The organism is Bradyrhizobium sp. Leo78 (genome assembly GCF_059512425.1).
Map to the genome: position 1 here is coordinate 150,052 of NZ_JCAMOT010000001.1, position 17,881 is coordinate 167,932.

The 17,881-nt window shown below is 64.0% G+C and carries 15 protein-coding genes; 9 read left to right on the forward strand and 6 right to left on the reverse strand.

All coding sequences use genetic code 11. The annotated features are described in order from the left end of the window. The first annotated feature begins 22 nt into the window (after positions 1–22). The 6 genes from AC5ZG1_RS00655 to cnbZ all read left to right on the forward strand — a co-directional run bounded on the left by AC5ZG1_RS00655 (position 23) and on the right by cnbZ (position 7,536). Complete coding sequence (locus tag AC5ZG1_RS00655; RefSeq protein WP_496131709.1) at positions 23–568, forward strand: phosphonopyruvate decarboxylase; 546 nt, start codon at positions 23–25, stop codon at positions 566–568. After that, positions 565–1,152, forward strand: coding sequence for a thiamine pyrophosphate-dependent enzyme (locus tag AC5ZG1_RS00660; RefSeq protein WP_456641070.1), 588 nt, complete (start codon positions 565–567; stop codon positions 1,150–1,152). The genes AC5ZG1_RS00655 and AC5ZG1_RS00660 overlap by 4 nt, the downstream gene beginning before the upstream one ends. 325 nt (positions 1,153–1,477) lie before the next feature. Then, the gene (locus AC5ZG1_RS00665; protein WP_130228932.1) at positions 1,478–2,179 is read left to right on the forward strand and encodes a TetR/AcrR family transcriptional regulator; all 702 of its coding nucleotides are present in this window, start codon (positions 1,478–1,480) and stop codon (positions 2,177–2,179) included. A 1-nt stretch (position 2,180) separates the two neighbouring features. Continuing rightward, positions 2,181–3,374, forward strand: a complete 1,194-nt coding sequence (locus AC5ZG1_RS00670; protein WP_130228931.1) for an efflux RND transporter periplasmic adaptor subunit — start codon at positions 2,181–2,183, stop codon at positions 3,372–3,374. 17 nt (positions 3,375–3,391) lie between these two features. After that, the gene (locus tag AC5ZG1_RS00675; RefSeq protein WP_496131710.1) at positions 3,392–6,490 is read left to right on the forward strand and encodes a MexW/MexI family multidrug efflux RND transporter permease subunit; all 3,099 of its coding nucleotides are present in this window, start codon (positions 3,392–3,394) and stop codon (positions 6,488–6,490) included. Between the two features lie 302 nt (positions 6,491–6,792). After that, positions 6,793–7,536: a 2-amino-5-chloromuconate deaminase CnbZ gene (gene cnbZ / locus AC5ZG1_RS00680; protein ID WP_496131711.1), complete on the forward strand. Its 744-nt coding sequence runs from the start codon at positions 6,793–6,795 to the stop codon at positions 7,534–7,536. Positions 7,537–7,658: 122 nt separating this feature from the next. Here the strand turns inward: cnbZ and AC5ZG1_RS00685 are convergent, their stop codons facing one another. The 6 genes from AC5ZG1_RS00685 to AC5ZG1_RS00710 all read right to left on the reverse strand — a co-directional run bounded on the left by AC5ZG1_RS00685 (position 7,659) and on the right by AC5ZG1_RS00710 (position 15,171). Beyond that, the gene (locus AC5ZG1_RS00685; RefSeq protein ID WP_496131712.1) at positions 7,659–9,464 is read right to left on the reverse strand and encodes a gamma-glutamyltransferase family protein; all 1,806 of its coding nucleotides are present in this window, start codon (positions 9,462–9,464) and stop codon (positions 7,659–7,661) included. 95 nt (positions 9,465–9,559) lie between these two features. Continuing rightward, positions 9,560–10,555, reverse strand: coding sequence for an ABC transporter ATP-binding protein (locus AC5ZG1_RS00690; RefSeq protein WP_496131713.1), 996 nt, complete (start codon positions 10,553–10,555; stop codon positions 9,560–9,562). Further along, positions 10,552–11,538 (reverse strand): ABC transporter ATP-binding protein, encoded by a 987-nt coding sequence (locus AC5ZG1_RS00695; protein WP_130228926.1) that lies wholly within the window; start codon positions 11,536–11,538, stop codon positions 10,552–10,554. Before AC5ZG1_RS00695 ends, AC5ZG1_RS00690 begins: the two co-directional genes overlap by 4 nt. Further along, positions 11,535–12,494, reverse strand: a complete 960-nt coding sequence (locus AC5ZG1_RS00700; protein ID WP_496131714.1) for an ABC transporter permease — start codon at positions 12,492–12,494, stop codon at positions 11,535–11,537. Before AC5ZG1_RS00700 ends, AC5ZG1_RS00695 begins: the two co-directional genes overlap by 4 nt. Before the next feature lie 10 nt (positions 12,495–12,504). Beyond that, entirely contained in the window at positions 12,505–13,485 is a 981-nt protein-coding gene (locus AC5ZG1_RS00705; protein ID WP_028164997.1) for an ABC transporter permease, read from the reverse strand. Between the two features lie 93 nt (positions 13,486–13,578). Then, the gene (locus tag AC5ZG1_RS00710) at positions 13,579–15,171 is read right to left on the reverse strand and encodes an ABC transporter substrate-binding protein (RefSeq protein WP_496131715.1); all 1,593 of its coding nucleotides are present in this window, start codon (positions 15,169–15,171) and stop codon (positions 13,579–13,581) included. 191 nt (positions 15,172–15,362) lie between these two features. Between AC5ZG1_RS00710 and AC5ZG1_RS00715 the strand changes: the two genes are divergently transcribed. The 3 genes from AC5ZG1_RS00715 (at position 15,363) to AC5ZG1_RS00725 (ending at position 17,810) form a co-directional block, all read left to right on the forward strand. Beyond that, complete coding sequence (locus tag AC5ZG1_RS00715; protein WP_496131716.1) at positions 15,363–16,616, forward strand: NAD(P)/FAD-dependent oxidoreductase; 1,254 nt, start codon at positions 15,363–15,365, stop codon at positions 16,614–16,616. A 144-nt stretch (positions 16,617–16,760) separates the two neighbouring features. Next, entirely contained in the window at positions 16,761–17,009 is a 249-nt protein-coding gene (locus tag AC5ZG1_RS00720) for a DUF6489 family protein (RefSeq protein WP_028164994.1), read from the forward strand. Continuing rightward, positions 17,010–17,810: an esterase/lipase family protein gene (locus AC5ZG1_RS00725; RefSeq protein WP_496131717.1), complete on the forward strand. Its 801-nt coding sequence runs from the start codon at positions 17,010–17,012 to the stop codon at positions 17,808–17,810. Positions 17,811–17,881: the final 71 nt, after the last annotated feature.

The following is a 17,881-nucleotide window of genomic DNA, read 5'->3' on the forward strand; positions in this document are numbered from 1 at the left end:
GCTTCTTCCTTCGGAAACGCCCATGCATGCCCGCACTGAAACTGCCTCCGACAGCCAGCCGGCCTGGCCGGAAGAGATTTTCTCGACATTGCAGCGCTTCGATGTCCGCCAGGTGCCTTACGTGCCCGACGCCGGGCACGCGCAACTGATCGAGCGCGTGCTCGGCTCCTCCGCCATGCGCGGCATTCCGCTGACGACGGAGGAGGAGGGCGTGGCGCTGCTGCTCGGCGCCTGGTCTGGCGGCCAGCGCGGCGTGCTGCTGATGCAGTCGAGCGGTGTCGGCAACTGCATCAACATGCTGTCCCTGACGCAGATCTTCCGCTTCCCGTTCCTGACGCTGGTGACGATGCGGGGCGAATGGGGCGAGTTCAATCCGTGGCAGGTGCCGATGGGATCGAACACGCAGGCCGCCTTCGAGCTCTGCGGCGTCAAGGTATTGCGGGCGACGCATCCCGAGGAAGTGCGCGAGGTCGTCGAGGCCGGCGCGGCGCAGGCCTATAACGCTGCAACGCCGACCGCCGTGCTGCTGTCGCAGCGGCTGATCGGGGCAAAGGTATTCGTGAAATGAGCAAGGCCAATCTTCTGGACCGCCGCGCAGTCGTCGCCCACCTGCTGAAGGACCGTAACGGCGCGATCGCGGTCGGCGGCCTCGGCGCCTCGACCTATGACATCGCCGCCGCCGGCGATGATGCCCGCAATTTCTATCTCTGGGGCGCCATGGGCGGTGCGGTCATGATTGGACTCGGGCTCGCGCTGGCGCAACCCAAGCTGCCGGTGATCGTCATCACCGGCGATGGTGAGATGCTGATGGGGCTCGGGAGCCTCGCCACCGTCGGCGCGCAGAAGCCCGCCAACCTCTCCATCGTCGTGCTCGACAACGAAGCCTATGGCGAGACCGGAGGACAGGTCAGCCATACTGCCACTTCGGTCGACCTGGTCGGCGTCGCCAAGTCCTGCGGCATCGCCGACAGCCGCGCGATCACCACTATGGCCGAGGTCGAAGCGTTCGCGCTGTCGCTGAAGGAAGCGGACGGTCCGCGCTTCGCCAATGTGAAGATCGACGGCGCCAATCTGGAGCGGGTGTTGTCGAACCGCGACGGCACCTTCATCGTCAACCGCCTGCGCGGCTCGCTGGGCTACCAGCCGATTTAGGGAGTTTCGTAACCCGGATGGAGGGCAGCGCAACCCGGAATCCCTGAATCAACGTTGAGGGAGCGGCCCCGGGTTATGCTGGCGCTCCACCCGGGCCACGGCATTCGTTCAAATTGCTTGCGACTCGACCCTCTCCGTGGGAGGAGTACGGTTCCCGTAGCGGTCGGCGGGCGCGCCTGCCGATTTTTGTCAAGTGTGACATCGCGTTATCCTCCTGACGGTACAAGACCTTATCGGGAGGTGGGGGCGTAACCCAACCTTAAGTTCTATTTTTGCACTGCCGTAAATTCTTGACAATCTTTAAGGTGAGTGATTACTCACGCGCATGTCTACCCTGCGCATGACAAGTGACTTGCGGCGTCAGCTGATCCTCAGCGCCGCCAAGCGGTGCTTCGCCCGCCATGGCTTTGCCGGCACCACGACCAAGAGCGTGGCGGCCGCCGCTTCCATTTCGGAAGGGCTGTTGTTCAAGCACTTCCCGTCCAAGGCGGCGCTTTACGCCGAGATCCTCGCCGAAGAGTGCGAGGCCGATCCGGATCTCGCGCACCTGCTCGGGCAGGACCCCTCGACCGCAACCCTGGTCGAACTTGTGAAGGGCATGGTCGGGCATTTCCTGGAGGTATCACAGGGGCCGGACGAGCAAGAGGCGCAGCGGCTGCGGCTGATGACCTCCAGCCACCTCGACGACGGTGAGTTCGCGCGCCTGCTATACGGCAAGGTCGGCGAACTGATCGCGCCGGTCTTCACCGCATCGATGGAACGCGCCGTTGCCGCCGGCGACGCCACCCGCATCGGCAGCGTGCCGCTCAACCTGTTCTGGTTCGCGCACCACGTCGTGCTGATGTCGGCGCTAACGCGGTTGCCGACGACGCCGTGCCTCAGCTACGGCGACGCGCCCGACCTCGAGCGCCAGCTTTCCGAATTCATCCTGCGCGGCATCGGGCTCACCGAAGCCGCGATTTCCTTTTATTTGAACCGTCAGCCGTCACCGAGCCGGGGACAATCGGTAACAGCAGAAAGTGCATGACATGAACATCGTCACCGAAACCAACATCAAGGGCGAACCGATCGATAAAAAGCCGCACAAGCGGCCGGTCAGGATGGGGCGCTGGTTCATCATCGTTGGATTGCTGCTGGCGCTCGTCGTCGGCGGCTTGGTCTGGTTCAACTATTTCCGCGCCAAGATGATAGGCGAGTTCTTCGCCAACATGAAGCCGCCGCCGGTGACGGTGAATGCGGCCGAGGCGAAATCGGAAGTCGTGCCCAACCTTTTGACCGCGGTCGGCGAACTGGCGGCCGTGCACCAGGTCAACGTCACCTCCGACGTCTCGGGACGCATCACGGATATTCTGTTCACCGCAGGCGCCGAGGTAAAGGCGGGTGCGCCGCTGCTCCAGTTGTTCGACGGGCCGGAGCAGGGCGATCTCGCCAGCTTCAAGGCGCAGGCGACGGTGGCGCAGCTTTCGCTCGATCGCGCCAAGCAGCTTGCCGCGCGCAATTTTGGGCCGCAGGCTACGGTCGACCAGACCCAGGCTGCGTATGACCAGGCCCTGGCCGGTATTGCCAAGACCGAGGCGCTGATCTCGCAGAAGCTGGTCCGCGCCCCCTTCAATGGCGAGCTTGGCGTGCGCAGGGTCGAGGTCGGTCAATATCTGACCGCTGGCAACCAGATCGTGTCGCTGACCGATCTGTCGATGCTCTACGACAATTTCACCGTGACGGAAAAGGACAGCGGCCAGCTCAAAGTCGGCCAGACCGTCCGCATCAAGGTGGACGCCTATCCGGATCGCGTCTTCGAGGGCAAGCTGACCACGATCGAGCCGCAGGTCGCGACCGACACCCGCAACATCCGCGTGCAGGCCACCGTCGCGAACCCCGAAAAGATCCTCAAGCCCGGCATGTTCGCGACCACCACGGTGGTGCTGCCCGACAAGCCGCCGGTGATCACGGTTCCGGAAACCGCGGTCGACTACTCGCTCTATGGCGACTCGGTCTACCTGATCACCGAGAAGAAGGAGAACGACGGCAAGACCAGCCTGACGGCGGTGCGTACCTTCGTGCAGACCGGCAAACGATTTGGCGGCCGCACCGAGATCGTCCGCGGCCTGAAGGCCGGCGACCGTATCGTGGCGCTCGGTCAGATCAAGCTGCAGTCGGGCGCCGCGGTTGCGATCTCCACCGAGCCGACGCCGCCGATCCCGGCCGAACCGCCGCGCTACTGAGAAGCAGGACCCCGTAAATGTCCTTTACCGACATCTTCATCAAGCGGCCGGTCCTGTCGGTCGTCGTCAGCCTGCTGATCCTCCTGATCGGCTTGCGGGCGGCGACCGTGCTGCCGATCCGGCAATATCCGAAACTGTCGAACACGGTGGTCAACGTCACCACCAGCTATCCCGGTGCGTCGGCCGACCTGATCCAGGGCTTCATCACGACGCCGATCGAGCAGGCGGTCGCCTCGGCCGAAGGCGTCGACTACATCACCTCGTCCTCGGTGCTCGGCACCTCCACGATCCAGGTCTACATCAAGCTGAACTTCGACCCGAACCAGGCGCTCACCGAGGTGCTGGCCAAGGTCAACTCGGTCAAATACCTGATCCCGAAGGAATCGAACGACCCGGTCGTCACCAAGACCACCGGCCAGACCACGGCCGTGATGTATCTCGGCTTCTCCAGCGAGGAGCTCTCGGGATCGGCGATCTCGGATTACCTCACGCGCGTGGTCCAGCCGTTGCTGTCGACGGTTGACGGCGTGGCTTCCGCCGACATCCTCGGCGGCCAGACTTTTGCGATGCGATTGTGGCTCGACCCGATCAAGATGGCGGGGCGCGGCGTGTCGCCCACGGATGTTGCGCAGGCGATTGCGTCCAACAACTTCCAGGCCGCCGCCGGCCAGTCCAAGGGCTACTACATCGTCTCCAACGTTTCGACCAACACCGATCTGCGCAACATCGACGAGTTCAAGCGCATGATCGTGAAGTCGAGGGAGGGCGGCTTCGTCCGGATGGAGGATATCGCGCAAGTCGAACTTGCCGCCCAAAGCACGGACGCGAGCGTCGCGTTCAATGGCGAGCATGCGATCTTCATCGGTATCAACGCGACCCCGCAAGGTAACCCGCTGACCCTTGTGAAGGGCGTCCGCGCCCTGTTCCCGGAACTCGAGCGCAACCTGCCGCCGTCGCTGAAGATGAAGGTGGCCTACGATTCCACCAAGTTCATTCAATCGTCGATCGACGAGGTGGAGAAGACGCTCGGCGAAGCCGTCGTGATCGTCATCGTGGTGATCTTCCTGTTCCTGGCCTCGATCCGCTCGGTCATCATCCCCGTGGTGACGATCCCGCTATCGCTGGTCGGCGTCTGCAGCCTGATGCTGGTCATGGGTTTCAGCATCAACCTCCTGACCCTGCTCGCGATGGTGCTCGCGATCGGTCTCGTGGTCGACGACGCCATCGTGGTGGTGGAGAACATCCACCGCCATCTCGAGGAGGGCAAGACGCCGGTACAGGCGTCACTCATCGGCGCGCGCGAGATCGTCGGTCCGGTCATCTCCATGACCATCACGCTCGCCGCGGTGTACGCGCCGATCGGCTTCCTCGGCGGCCTCACCGGTGCGCTGTTCCGCGAATTCGCCTTCACGCTCGCGGGCTCAGTGATCGTGTCGGGCGTGATCGCGCTGACGCTGTCGCCCATGATGTGCTCGGTGCTGCTGAAGAACACCGAGGAAGGGCGTTTCGCGCGAGCGGTCAACCGCGTGTTCGGTTCGTTGACGCGCTGGTACGGTCGCAAGCTCGACCGCTCGCTCGATTACCGACCGATCACCGGCCTGTTTGCGCTGACCATGCTCGGCCTCGTCGGCTTCCTCTACATGCACACGATGAAGGAGCTCGCGCCGGAAGAGGACCAGGGCATCGTGTTCGCGCTGACCAAGGCGCCGAAATACGCCAACATCGACTACGTCGACTTCTACGGCGAGAAGATGGACAAGGTGTTCCAGAAGTTTCCGGAGACGGATCTGCGCTTCATCCTGAATGGCACGCCGAGCGCGCAAAGCGGCATCGCCGGCATGCTGCTCACCCCGTGGGATGAGCGCAAGCGTTCGGCCATTGCGTTGAAGCCGCTGGTGCAGGCGGAGCTGTCCAAGATCGAAGGCGTCAATGCGTTTGCCTTCAACCTGCCGCCGCTGCCGGGTGGTCCGGGCGGCCTGCCGGTGCAGATGGTGATCAATTCGACCGTCAGCTTCCAGGCCATCTATGAGCAGATGGAGAAGTTGAAGGCAGCCGCCCGCAAGAGCGGTATGTTCATCGTCTCCGACAGCGATCTCGATTTCAACCAGCCGGTGGTGCGCGTCCGCGTCGACCGCTCCAAGGCAAGCGACCTCGGCATCAACATGCAGCAGGTCGGCGCGACACTGGCCACGCTGCTCGGCGGCAACTACGTCAACCGCTTCAATCTGGAGGGACGCTCCTACCAGGTGATCCCGCAGGTGCCGCGTGCCGTCCGCCTGTCGCCGGAGGCGCTTGGCGGCTACTACGTGCCGACCAACACCGGGCAGTTGGTGCCGATCTCGACCGTCGTCTCGATCGAGACGGGCACCGATCCGAACGCGCTGACGCACTATAATCAGCTCAACTCGGCGACCTTCTCGGCGGTGCCGATGCCGGGCGTGACGGTGGGCCAGGCGGTCGACTTCCTCGAAGGCGAGGCCAAGAAACTGCCGGCCGGCTTCGGCCATGACTATCTGGCGGACTCGCGGCAATATGTGCAGGAGGGCAACCAGCTCGTCATCACCTTCGCGTTCGCCGTGATCATCATCTTCCTGGTGCTGGCGGCGCAGTTCGAGAGCTTGCGCGACCCACTGGTCATCATGGTCTCGGTGCCTATGGCGATCGTCGGCGCCCTGATCCCGCTGTTCTTCGGCGTCGCGACGATGAACATCTATACCCAGGTCGGGTTGCTGACGCTGGTCGGCCTCATCACCAAGCACGGCATCCTGATGGTGGAGTTCGCCAATGAGCTGCAGCTCAACGAGGGGCTCGACCGCCGCTCGGCGATCGAGATGGCGGCCCGCATCCGGCTGCGTCCGATCCTGATGACGACGGCGGCGATGGTCACCGGCCTGCTCCCGCTGTTGACCGCGTCGGGTGCCGGTGCGGCCAGCCGGTTCTCGATCGGTCTCGTCGTGGTCGCGGGCATGCTGATCGGTACGCTGTTCACGCTGTTCGTGCTGCCCGCGGTCTATGTCACGATCGCCACCGATCACCGGGCGAAAGCGACTTCAGAGCGCAACAAGCAGATCGCCGACTACGAGCTCGGCGGTGACGGAGCGCTCAAGCCTACCTGAGACTTCTTGGCCCCAAAGTCTCAGCGAAAGGGCGGCGACGGTTCTACCGTTGCTGCCCTTTTGGTTTTTGTGGAAGCATGTCTGCTGTCGTCCCGGGCTTGACCCGGACCCATAACCACAGGGAGGTGTTGTACGCGAGCAAGCGGTTATAGCTTGGCCCATCGCATGGGCCTGTGGTTATGGGTCCCGGATCGGCGTTCGCTTCGCTCACTTGTCCGGGACGACGGCGAGCTTCCTTGCTAGAAAGTCGCAAGCTCTTCAGCATGCGGCGCATAAACAACTGAGCTTTAGGGGAAACAGACATGGTGAGCGATTTCGCGCCCGGCAATTATCGCTTCATTCCGGCCGTATTCCAGTATTCGAGCGGCGCGGCCGCCAATCCCGGATTCGAGGTCGAACGCGTGCGCTTTGACAGGCTGGTGCCGCTTGCCGAAGGCTTTGCGCGGATCGCAAGTCATATGCAGGCGGCGGGTCGGCCGCTGACCTCGTTCTGCGCCTGCGAATTGCGTTCGCCGGCGGCGGTCTCGGAGCAGGGCTTTCGCGCCTTCAACGAGCATTATGTGAAGACGCTCGCGGAATGGGGGCTGTTCGATGGCAACACCAATCCGGTGGCGCGCAGCAATGTCTGTCCCGAAATCGATCCTCCCGCCGAGCCGTCATTCTACGCATTCTCGTTCACACGCCCGAGCACGGGGACCTCGCCGTCCTTCGTCATCGCCGGCGGCGCCGAGGCGCGCGGCGGTACCGGCAGCTATCCCGAGCGCATCGTGCGCTATCGCGACATGAGCGCCGAAGCCTGGAAGGAGAAGGTGCGCTTCACCGTCGGCGAAATGGAGCGGCGGCTCGCCGAATTCGGCTTCACCTGGCAGGACACCACCGGCGTTCAGGTCTACACCGTGCACGATTTCCATCCGCATCTCGCCGATGAACTGGTGCGCCGCGGCGCCACCCGCTCCGGCCTGACCTGGCACTTCGCCCGGCCGCCGGTGGTCGATCTCGAATACGAGATGGATTGCCGCCGCGTGCTGCGAGAGCTGGTGATTTAAGGCGCGTCTCTCTCCTCGTCATTGCGAGCGGAGCGAAGCAATCCATCTCGCCGCTTGTGGAGGCATGGATTGCTTCGTCGCTTTGCTCCTCGCAATGACGCGCAGAGAGGCGTGAGCGCCCGCTACCTTCCGGCGGCGTAGCCCTGCATGCCGCGCGGGTTGGCTGCAGCGCGGCGCTTGCGGCCCAACCGTGATGCCGCGGTCAGCCGTCCTTCCGACCAGTCGGGACCGACTTCGACGATGTGGCCGCGACGCTGCAACTCGTCGATGCTCGCCTTGGGCACGCGGCCCTCGACCACAAGCACCCCGGGGCGCGCGGTGCGTGGCCAAAACGAGATCGGGAAATGCTCGGAGTGCCAGGCTGGCGCGTCGATCGCCTCCTGCAGATTGAGCTTGGCATGGACGTGGCGCAGGAAGAATTGCGTGATCCACTGGTCCTGCTGGTCGCCGCCCGGCGAGCCCCAGGCCAGATACGGCTCGCCGTCGCGCAGCGCCATGGTGGGCGAGAGCGTGGTGCGCGGGCGCTTGCCCGGCGCCAGCGCGGCCGGATGGTTCTCCTCCAGCCAGAACATCTGCGCGCGGCTGCCGAGGCAGAAGCCGAGCTCGGGGATGACAGGTGAGGATTGCAGCCAGCCGCCGGAGGGCGTCGCCGAGATCATGTTGCCGGCCTTGTCGATGATGTCGAAATGCACAGTGTCGCCGCGCACCTCGCCGAAGCGGCCGACGGTGGGCTCGCCCGCGCCCATCGCGCCGACCGCCTCGCGATGGCCCTCGGCGCGGCGCAGCTTGACCATCGCGCCAAAGCCTTCGACCGAGCCGGGGATGAAGTCGAGCGAAGCCTTGTCCTTCGAGATCAGCTTGCGGCGCTCGTCGTTATAGGCATCCGACAGCAGCGTCTCGATCGGGATATCCGTGAAGTTCGGATCGCCGTAGAACGTCTCGCGATCGGCGTAAGCGAGCTTGGCGCATTCGATCTGCAGATGGATGAAATCGGCGCTGGTGGGATCGAGGCCGTCGAGGTCAAAGCCTTTCAGCAATGCGAGCTGCTGCAGCATCACTGGGCCCTGGCTCCAGACACCGGCCTTGCAGACGGTGTAGCGGCCGTAATCGTAGGTCAGTGGCGCTTCGATCGTCGGCTGCCAGCACGCCATGTCGTCAGCCGACAGCACGCCGCGATGCGGCGAGCCGGAGACGTCCATCACGTCCTGGGTGCGACAGAACTTGTCGATCGCTTCGGCGACAAAACCCTTCGACCACGCCCGGCGCGCGCGCTCGATCTGCGCGACGCGGTCGCTGCCAGCGCTTTCCGCCTCTTGCAGGATGCGGGCGTAGGTTTCGGACAGGCGCTTGTTGGTGAAGATCGTGCCGGGCTTGGGCACCTCATTGTTGGGCAGATAGAGCTCGGCCGACGTCGTCCAGTATTTCCGGAACAACTGCTCGACGGTCTTGATAGTGGCGGAGGCGCGTTCGACCAGCGGAAAGCCTTCGCTGGCATAGGCGATCGCGGGCTCCAGCACGTCGCGCACCCGCAGCGTGCCGTAATCGCGCAGCAGCAGCATCCAGGACTCGAATGTGCCGGGCACGCAGGCGGCGAGGAGGCCGGTGCCGGGGACCATCTCCAGCCCCTCGCTGCGATAATGCGCGATCGTCGCCTTCGCCGGCGCGGGGCCCTGGCCGCAAATCACCTCGGTCTTGCCGCGCCTGACATCGTGCACAATGACAGGCACGTCGCCGCCGGGGCCGTTCAGGTGCGGCTCGACCACCTGTAGCGTGAACGCAGTGGCGACGCCGGCATCGAAGGCGTTGCCGCCTTTTTCCAGCGTGGCCATCCCGACCGCGGTCGCGATCCAGTGCGTGGAGGTGACGACGCCGAACGTGCCTTCGATCTCGGGACGCGTCGTGAACGGATCGGGGTTGATATTGCTCATCGTTGGCCACCAGTTGTTCTTTGCGGGCGCACTTGATCACAGGCGCGGGCCGCTGCCAACGGCGCGGCCGGCATGGCTACCTCGCATCGTTGTGTTCACACGGGTGCGGCAGCTTCGACGGGGGCGTTCACGGCGTGACAGGCCACGCCGTCGATCAATTCCGGCGCCTTTTGGCGGCACAGGTCAAATCCCAGCGGGCAGCGCGGGTTGAAGGCGCATCCCGGCGGCGGATCGATCGGGTTCGGGATTTCGCCTTTGACGGGAATGCGCTGGCGGCCGCCCATTGCGAGATCAGGAACCGCGCCGAGCAGCATCTTGGTGTAGGGCATGCGCGGATTGTTGAACAGCGTGCGGCCCTCCGCGACCTCCACGATGCGGCCGAGATACATCACGCCGATCCGGCTCGCCATATGGCGCACGACGGCCAGATTGTGGCTGATGAAGAGGTAGGTGAGGCCGAACTTGTCCTGCAGGTCGCGCATCAAATTGAGGATCTGCGCCTGCACCGAAACATCCAGCGCGGAGGTCGGCTCGTCGCAGACGATGAACTCGGCTTCCGATGCGAGCGCGCGGGCGATCGCGATGCGCTGGCGCTGGCCGCCGGAGAATTCGTGCGGATATTTCAGGCCGTCATCGGCGTGCAGCCCGACCAGCGACAGCAACTCGCCGACGCGGGCGCGGATATCGCGTTCACCCTGGATCAGGTCGAAGGCGCGGATCGGCTCGGAGACGATGGCATCGACCCGGAAGCGCGGATTGAGGCTCGCATAGGGATCCTGGAAGATCATCTGGATCCGGCGCCGCAAGCGCTGCCGCGCCTGCGCTTGCCTCGGATCGGTCATCGAGACGCCGTCGATCACGACCTCGCCCGAGCTCGGCGGCAACAGCCCGACCACCATGCGCGCCACCGTGGTCTTGCCGGAGCCGGATTCGCCGACAAGCGCAAAGGTTTCGCCTTTGCGGATATCGAAGGTGACGCCGTCGACCGCCCTGAGGAATTCGAGATGGCCGCCTTCGAGCACGCGATTGAGCCACGGCTTTGAGACGTCGAACACGCGCCGGAGCTTCTTGACCTCGATGAACGATGTCATGCCGCACTCTCCTTCGCGGCGTGGTCGTAGAGATGGCAGGCGACGGCCTGCGCGCCCTGGCGGATCGGTTCGGGACGCTCGACCCGGCAGCGGTCGAAGGCAAAAGCGCAGCGCGGGTTGAACGGGCAGCCCGGCGGAATCGCCGACAATCGCGGCATCGAGCCAGGAATCTGCACCAATCGCTTGTCCTCGCCGGCAAGCGTCGGGATCGCGCCCATCAGGCCCTTGGCGTAGGGATGCAGCGGATTGCGGACGACGTCCTGCACCGGGCCGATCTCGGCGATGCGGCCGGAATACATCACCGCGACGCGGTCGCAGGTCTCGGCGATCACGCCCATGTCGTGGGTCACAAGCATCACCGCGGTGCCATGATCGCGGCCGAGCCGCTTGATCAATGCGATGATCTGCGCCTGTACGGAAACGTCGAGCGCGGTGGTCGGCTCGTCGGCGATGATCAGTTCCGGCTCGGCGCAGATCGCGAGCGCGATTACGACGCGCTGGCGCATGCCGCCGGAGAATTCATGCGGATAGCCGTCGACGCGCTTTTCCGGCGCGGGGATGCCGACCTCGGCGAGCAGGTCGACGGCGCGCTTGCGCGCGGCGCTCTCGGAGAGGTTGGTGTGGGTGCGGATGGTCTCGACGATCTGATCGCCGATCCGGTAGAGCGGGTTAAGGCTCGTCAGCGGATCCTGGAAGATCATGCCGATGCGTTTGCCGCGCACGCGCCGGATTTCCTCCGGCGGCAAATGATCGATGCGCATGCCCGAGAGCAGGATCTCGCCGCCGGAGATGCGGCCGGGCGGATCGATCAGGCCAATGACAGCAAGGCCCGTGACCGACTTGCCGGCGCCGGATTCGCCGACCACGCCCAGCACCTCGCCCTTGGCGATCTCGAAGGAGACGCCGTCGATCGCGCGCAACGTCGCGCGGCGGGTGACGAACTCCACCTTCAGGTCACGCACGGAGAGGACAGGCACGGTCATCGGAGCTTCGGATTGAGCGCGTCGCGCAGCCAATCGCCGAGCAGGTTGATCGAGAGGATCAAGCCGGCCAGCGCAATGCCGGGAAAGGCGACGATCCACCATTCGCCGGCGAAGAGATAATTGTTGCCGATCCGGATCAACGTTCCGAGCGAGGGCATGGTGTCGGGCATGCCTGAGCCCAGGAACGACAGCGTCGCCTCGGTGATAACAGCGAGCGCCAGGTTGATGGTGGCGATGACGAGGATCGGGCCCATCGTGTTGGGCAGCACATGGCGCAGCATGATCTTGGGCGCGGGCAGACCGATCAGTTGCGCGGCGGCGACATAATCCTTGTTCTTCTCCACCATGACCGAGCCGCGCACGGTGCGGGCATATTGCACCCAGAAACTCAGCCCGATCGCGACCACGAGGACGGCGAGCATGCTCATCGGATCGAGCCGGTTGCCGAACACGGATTTGGCAACGCCATTGACGATCAGCGCGATCAGGATCGCCGGGAAGGTGAGCTGCACGTCGGCGATCCGCATGATCACGGCATCGACAGGGCCGCCGAGATAGCCCGCGATCAGCCCGAGCGTGATCCCGATCGCGCCGGCGAAGACGACGCCGAGCACGCCGACGATAAGCGAAATCCTCAAGCCATAGAGAATGGCGGAGAACACGTCGCGGCCCTGTTCGTCGGTGCCGAGCAGGAACGGGCTCTGGCCGTCCGCGGTCCAGAGCGGCGAAATGCGTGAGTTCATCAATTGGAGCTGCGCCGGATCGAACGGGTTCTGCACGGCGAGTACGGAAGCAAGGATCGCGAGCAGGAAGAACAGCAGGGTGACGGCGGCCGCGAGCATCGTCAGCTTCGAGCGGCGGAAGGAATAGAACAGGTCGCTGTCGACGGCGCGACGGAACCAGCTTGCACCAGCGTGCGCGGCTTCGGTCTGGTGTTGGACGACTGCGTCGGACATGCTGTGGCCCTCAAGCCGGACGGCTGACGGTGGCGCGCAGGCGCGGGTCGACGATGGTGTAGAGGATGTCGACCACGAGGTTGATCGTGACGAAGATCAGCGAGACCATCAGAAGATACGCCGCCATGATCGGGATATCGACGTTTTGCACCGCCTGCACGAACATCAATCCCATGCCCGGCCACTGGAACACGGATTCGGTGATGATCGAGAATGCAATAACCGAGCCAAATTGCAGGCCGGCCACGGTGATGACGGGAACCAGCGTGTTCTTCAGCGCGTGACCGAAATGAATGGCGCGCGTGGTCAGTCCACGGGCGCGGGCAAAGCGGATATAGTCGGCGCGCAGCACTTCCAGCATCTCCGCGCGCACCAGCCGCATGATCAGCGTCATCTGGAACAGGCCGAGCGTGATCGAGGGCATGATCAGCGCCTTGAGGCCAGAGACCGTGAGCAGGCCAGTGGTCCACCAGCCGATCCGCACTACTTCGCCGCGGCCGAATGAAGGCAGCCAGCCCAAGGTCACCGCGAACAAATAGATCAGGAGGATGCCGATCAGGAAGGTCGGCAGCGAGATGCCGATCAGCGACACCGCCTGGCATAGCTTGGCAAGCAAGGTGTCGCGCCTCAGCGCGGCATAGACGCCCATGAGGATGCCGAACACCATCGCGAAGATGGTGGCGCAGACCGCGAGTTCCAGCGTCGCCGGCATCCGTTCGGCGAGCAGTGTCGAGACCGGCTGCCGGAACTGATAGGAGACGCCGAACTTGAACTGCGCCGCGTTGATAAAATAGCGCGCGAACTGGACCAGCACGGGATCGTCGAGCCCGAGCGACTTGCGCACCGCCTCGCGCTCGGCCGCGGGCGTGTCGATCGAGACGATCTGGCTGACGGGGTCGCCGGCGAAACGGAACATCGCGAAGGCGATGATCCCGACGGCGATCATCACCCCGATGGCTTGAACGGCGCGGCGAAGCGTGAAAGCGAGCATCTGTTCCTTTCACCCGAAGCGTTGGCGAGTTCCCGTCACTAAGCAAAAGGTCCCGGAAGCGGGGGGCTGCCGGGACCTTGGAGTGACGAAGCTTTATTCCGATTTGACCATCCAGTAGGGCAGCACCTGGTTGTCCGGGCGCTGCACCACTTTCAATTTTTTCGAGACACCCCAGGCCAGCGCCTGCTGATGCAGCGGGATATAGGCCCAGTCCTTCATCGCGATCTCGAAGCCGGCCTTGATCAACTGGTCGCGCCTGGCGGTGTCGGTCTCCTGCAGCACCTTGTCGGCGATGGCGTCGAATTCCTTGTTGCAGTAGCCGCCGAGATTGGTCTCGCCGCGCGCCGATTTCGGATCGTCGCGGCAGCCCATGATGTCATACATCACGTTATGCGAGTCGAGCGTGCCGGGCGTCCATCCCAGCATATAGAACGAGGTCTGGTAGCCGCCGGGCTTCAGGATTTTTGCGAAATACTGCGCTTTCGGCTGCGCCAGCAGATTCACCTTCACGCCGATGCGGGCGAGCATGCCGACCACGGCCTGGCAGATCGCGGCGTCGTTGACATAACGGTCGTTCGGGCAATCCATGGTGACTTCGAAGCCGTCGGGATAGCCGGCTTCGGTCAAGAGCTTCTTGGCGCCGTCGGGATCGAATTTCGGACGGGTGAAATCCTTCGACAGCGCGAACAGTTGCGGCGCGACCATCAGCGCCGACGGCGTCGACAGCCCGCGCATCACGCGGTTTTTGATCAGTTCGATGTCGATCGCCTTGTAGAAGGCTTCGCGGACACGGTCATCCTTGAACGGGTTCTTGCCCTTGATGTTGGAGTAGAGCAACTCGTCGCGGCTCTGGTCCATGCCGAGGAAGATGGTGCGGAGCTCCGGCCCCTTCAGCACCTGCGCGTTCGGACTGGAATCGACGCGCGAGATGTCCTGGATCGGAACCGGCTCGATGATGTCGACCTCACCCGAGAGCAGCGCGGCGACGCGGGTCGCATCGGAGGCGATCGGGGTGAAGACAATTTCCTTCAAATTGTGTTCGGGCTTCTGCCACCAGTTCGGATTGACCTTGAACACCGTCTTCACGCCGGGCTGATGGCTTTCGATCATGAAAGGCCCGGTGCCGTTGGCGTTGAGCGAGGCAAAGCTCGGCGTGGTCGCGGATGCCGGCGTGGGCTGCGTGGCATTGTTCGCCTCAGCCCACTTCTTGTCCATGATGTACCAGGTATCCCATTGCGAATTCAGGATGGGATTGGGCGAGGTCAGGATGAAATCGACGGTGTAGTCGTCGACCTTGACGACCTTGGCATCGGCAGGAATGCGGGTCTGCAGGTTGGAGCCCTTGGCGCGGACGCGGTCGGCCGAGAACACCACGTCGTCGGCGGTGAAGGGATCGCCGTTTTGGAATTTGACGTTCTTGCGCAGATGGAAGCGCCAGCGGGTCGGCTCCGGCGTCTCCCAGCTTTCCGCGAGCGCCGGAATGATCCTCAGATCCTTGTCGCGCGCGGTGAGTCCTTCATAGACCTGTCCGAGATGGGCATGCGTGGTCGTCTCGTTCAGCGTATGCGGATCCAGCGATTTCAGATCGCCCTGATTGGCGTAGCGCAGCGTCTGGGCTGAAACAGATGTCGTCGTCGCGACGATGGCAAGACTTATTGCCGCAAGCAGATACTGGCGTACCGACATTTGAACCTGTTCCCCGTCTTGGCCCCGCGATGCGCTGTTTGGATATTGCATGCCAATGTTGCCAAAGTTTACCGGGTGCGCAAGCGCGATTTCCCGTAAGACGTGAGATCAGTTTGCGCAGTGGTGCCGCAATCATTAGCTTGACGCTCGCTGGTCGGGCGTGCGCGTAACATTGAACTTTCGGAGTACTGATGGCGGAACTGAGGGCCGACGTCGTTGTCCTGGGGGCTGGCATGGTCGGTGTTGGTGCCGCCTTGCATCTGCAAAAACGAGGCCGCGATGTCGTCCTCGTCGACCGGCATGATGTTGCCGGCGAGGAGACGAGTTACGGCAATGCCGGCATCATCGAATGCGCCTCGGTTTTTCCCTACATGTTCCCGCGGGATTTCGGGGAGCTGCTCCGCTATGCGCTGAACCGCGCGCCGCAGGTGCGCTACCGCTTCGCCGACCTGCCGATCTTCCTGCCATGGCTCGCGCGCTATTACTTCGCCTCCTCGGCTGAGGGTGCATTGCACAGCGCGCTCGCCGAGATGCCGTTGATCCGACAGAGCCTGATCGAGCACGAGGCGTTGATTGCAGAAGCCGGCGTTCCGGAATTGCTGCGCAAGACCGGCTGGATCAAACTCTATCGCAGCGAAACGACCTTCGCCAAGGCCGTGCGCGATACTGAGCGTGCGAAGCAATATGGCGTCACCAACGAAGTCCTCGATGCCAACGGCATCGCCGCGCGTGAGCCGAACCTGTCGGGTGACTTCGCCGGCGCGGTATATTCGCCGGCGCCGGGCTCGATCGTCGATCCCGGCGGGCTGGCAAAGGCCTATGCCGCGTTGTTCGGCCGCAGGGGCGGGCGCTTCTTTGTCGGCGATGCCCGCACGCTCGAACAGTCCGGCGGACGATGGCGCGTGGCCATCAGCGAGGGCAGTGTGACCGCCCGCGAGGTGGTGGTCGCGATGGGCCCGTGGTCCGACCAGGTATTCGGCCCGCTCGGCTATGCGATCCCGCTTCAGGTCAAGCGCGGTTATCATTTGCACCTGAAGCCGGGCGGTAACGCCGTGCTCAATCATCCCGTGCTCGATTCCGATCTCGGCTATTGTCTGGCGCCGATGAACCGCGGCATCCGGCTCACCACCGGTGTCGAGTTCGCCCATCGCGACGCACCGGCGTCCCCGGTGCAGGTCGAGCGGGCGGTACCGCGGGCGCGCAACCTGTTTCCGCTCGGCGATCCCGTCGAGGCAAAGCCCTGGAAGGGCGCGCGGCCCTGCCTCCCGGACATGCTGCCGGTGATCGGCAAGGCGCCGCGCCACCCCGGGCTCTGGTTCGATTTCGGTCATCAGCACCACGGATTGACGCTAGGGCCCGTGAGCGGCCGGCTGCTTGCGGAGATGATGACCGGCGAGACGCCGTTTGCGGATGCGAAGCCGTTCGCGGTCGAGCGCTTTGGTTGACCCTGGCAGGCGACGCCGGCCGCCTGCCGTCATCGTCCCGCTTGCGTGACCAGCCCTCTCGCGGCGATACTGCACCACGGCACGATCCTTTCGAAGAATCGATTCCGGGTCATGTTCTTGCGTCAACTGCATTGAGGAGCGGTCATGAAGGTCAATGTCGAAATAGATTGCACGCCGCTCGAAGCCCGGCAGTTCTTCGGCCTGCCGGATGTCGCGCCGATGCAGACGGCGGTCATGGAAAAGCTGCAGCAGCAGATGACCTCGAACATCGAGAAAGTATCGCCGGAAGCTTTGATGCAGAGTTGGCTCGATCCCAAGCTGGCCGAGCGTTTCCAGGACATGTTCGTGGCGATGGCGGGCCTCGGCAGCACCTCGAAGAAGGACAGGAAATAGATGACGGCCGTGGATGGCAGTCGTGAGGAGAGCGAACGCCGGCTGCGTCCACCGAACATCTGTCTGATGCTGGCCGAGGGCAGGGGCCTGTTCGAGTTCAATTCGAGCCTCCTGCTGCTGCCGCTTTTGATGCGTGCGCCGAGAGGGGACGGCCATCCGGTGCTGACGCTGCCGGGATTCCTGGCAAGCGACCTGTCAATGGCGCCGATGCGGCGGTACCTGAAGGCGCTCGGCTATGACACCTATGCCTGGAGCTTTGGCCGCAATGTCCGCGGCCTCAGCCGGATGCGCGCCTCGCTGTGCGACCTGTTGCGGCGGATCACTGACTCCACCCGACGCAAGGTGAGCGTTATCGGCTGGAGCCTTGGCGGCGTCTATGCGCGCGATCTGGCGCTGAACGCGCCGGAGATGGTGCGCTCCGTCATCACGCTCGGCTCCCCCTTTGCCGGCGATATCCGCGCCACCAACGCGACGCGGCTCTACGAGGCGCTGACAGGCGAGAGCGTCGATGACATTCCCGAGGTCCGGCAGGCGATCGCCGGCGACATGCCGGTGCCGACGACCTCCATCTACTCGCGCGCCGACGGCATCGTGAACTGGCGCACCAGCGTGCTGCGTCCGTCGGCAACAGCCGAAAATATCGAGGTGCTGCTCGCAAGCCATATCGGGCTCGGCGTCAATCCCGCGGCGCTCTGGGCGGTAGCCAACCGGCTGGCGCAGGCGGAGGGCGAGTTCAGGCATTTTGATCGGTCCGGCCCCTTTGCCATTGCCTATCCACCCCCGGAACAGGCACAATCCTGATCGACGCCGCAGCAAGCGGCCGTCCGAATGAGAGCGCCACCAAGGCGCCGCACGACAATCACCGGGAGGGA

Excerpts from the sequence above, each read along its gene's own strand:
- AC5ZG1_RS00665 (WP_130228932.1), top strand. The coding sequence starts at position 1,478 with ATGTCTACCCTGCGCATGACAAGTGACTTGCGGCGTCAGCTGATCCTC.
- AC5ZG1_RS00690 (WP_496131713.1), bottom strand. The coding sequence starts at position 10,555 with ATGACATCGTTCATCGAGGTCAAGAAGCTCCGGCGCGTGTTCGACGTC.
- AC5ZG1_RS00705 (WP_028164997.1), bottom strand. The coding sequence starts at position 13,485 with ATGCTCGCTTTCACGCTTCGCCGCGCCGTTCAAGCCATCGGGGTGATG.
- AC5ZG1_RS00675 (WP_496131710.1), top strand. The coding sequence starts at position 3,392 with ATGTCCTTTACCGACATCTTCATCAAGCGGCCGGTCCTGTCGGTCGTC.
- AC5ZG1_RS00715 (WP_496131716.1), top strand. The coding sequence starts at position 15,363 with ATGGCGGAACTGAGGGCCGACGTCGTTGTCCTGGGGGCTGGCATGGTC.
- AC5ZG1_RS00720 (WP_028164994.1), top strand. The coding sequence starts at position 16,761 with ATGAAGGTCAATGTCGAAATAGATTGCACGCCGCTCGAAGCCCGGCAG.
- AC5ZG1_RS00710 (WP_496131715.1), bottom strand. The coding sequence starts at position 15,171 with ATGTCGGTACGCCAGTATCTGCTTGCGGCAATAAGTCTTGCCATCGTC.
- AC5ZG1_RS00685 (WP_496131712.1), bottom strand. The coding sequence starts at position 9,464 with ATGAGCAATATCAACCCCGATCCGTTCACGACGCGTCCCGAGATCGAA.
- AC5ZG1_RS00725 (WP_496131717.1), top strand. The coding sequence starts at position 17,010 with ATGACGGCCGTGGATGGCAGTCGTGAGGAGAGCGAACGCCGGCTGCGT.
- AC5ZG1_RS00655 (WP_496131709.1), top strand. The coding sequence starts at position 23 with ATGCATGCCCGCACTGAAACTGCCTCCGACAGCCAGCCGGCCTGGCCG.
- AC5ZG1_RS00660 (WP_456641070.1), top strand. The coding sequence starts at position 565 with ATGAGCAAGGCCAATCTTCTGGACCGCCGCGCAGTCGTCGCCCACCTG.
- cnbZ (WP_496131711.1), top strand. The coding sequence starts at position 6,793 with ATGGTGAGCGATTTCGCGCCCGGCAATTATCGCTTCATTCCGGCCGTA.
- AC5ZG1_RS00670 (WP_130228931.1), top strand. The coding sequence starts at position 2,181 with ATGAACATCGTCACCGAAACCAACATCAAGGGCGAACCGATCGATAAA.
- AC5ZG1_RS00700 (WP_496131714.1), bottom strand. The coding sequence starts at position 12,494 with ATGTCCGACGCAGTCGTCCAACACCAGACCGAAGCCGCGCACGCTGGT.
- AC5ZG1_RS00695 (WP_130228926.1), bottom strand. The coding sequence starts at position 11,538 with ATGACCGTGCCTGTCCTCTCCGTGCGTGACCTGAAGGTGGAGTTCGTC.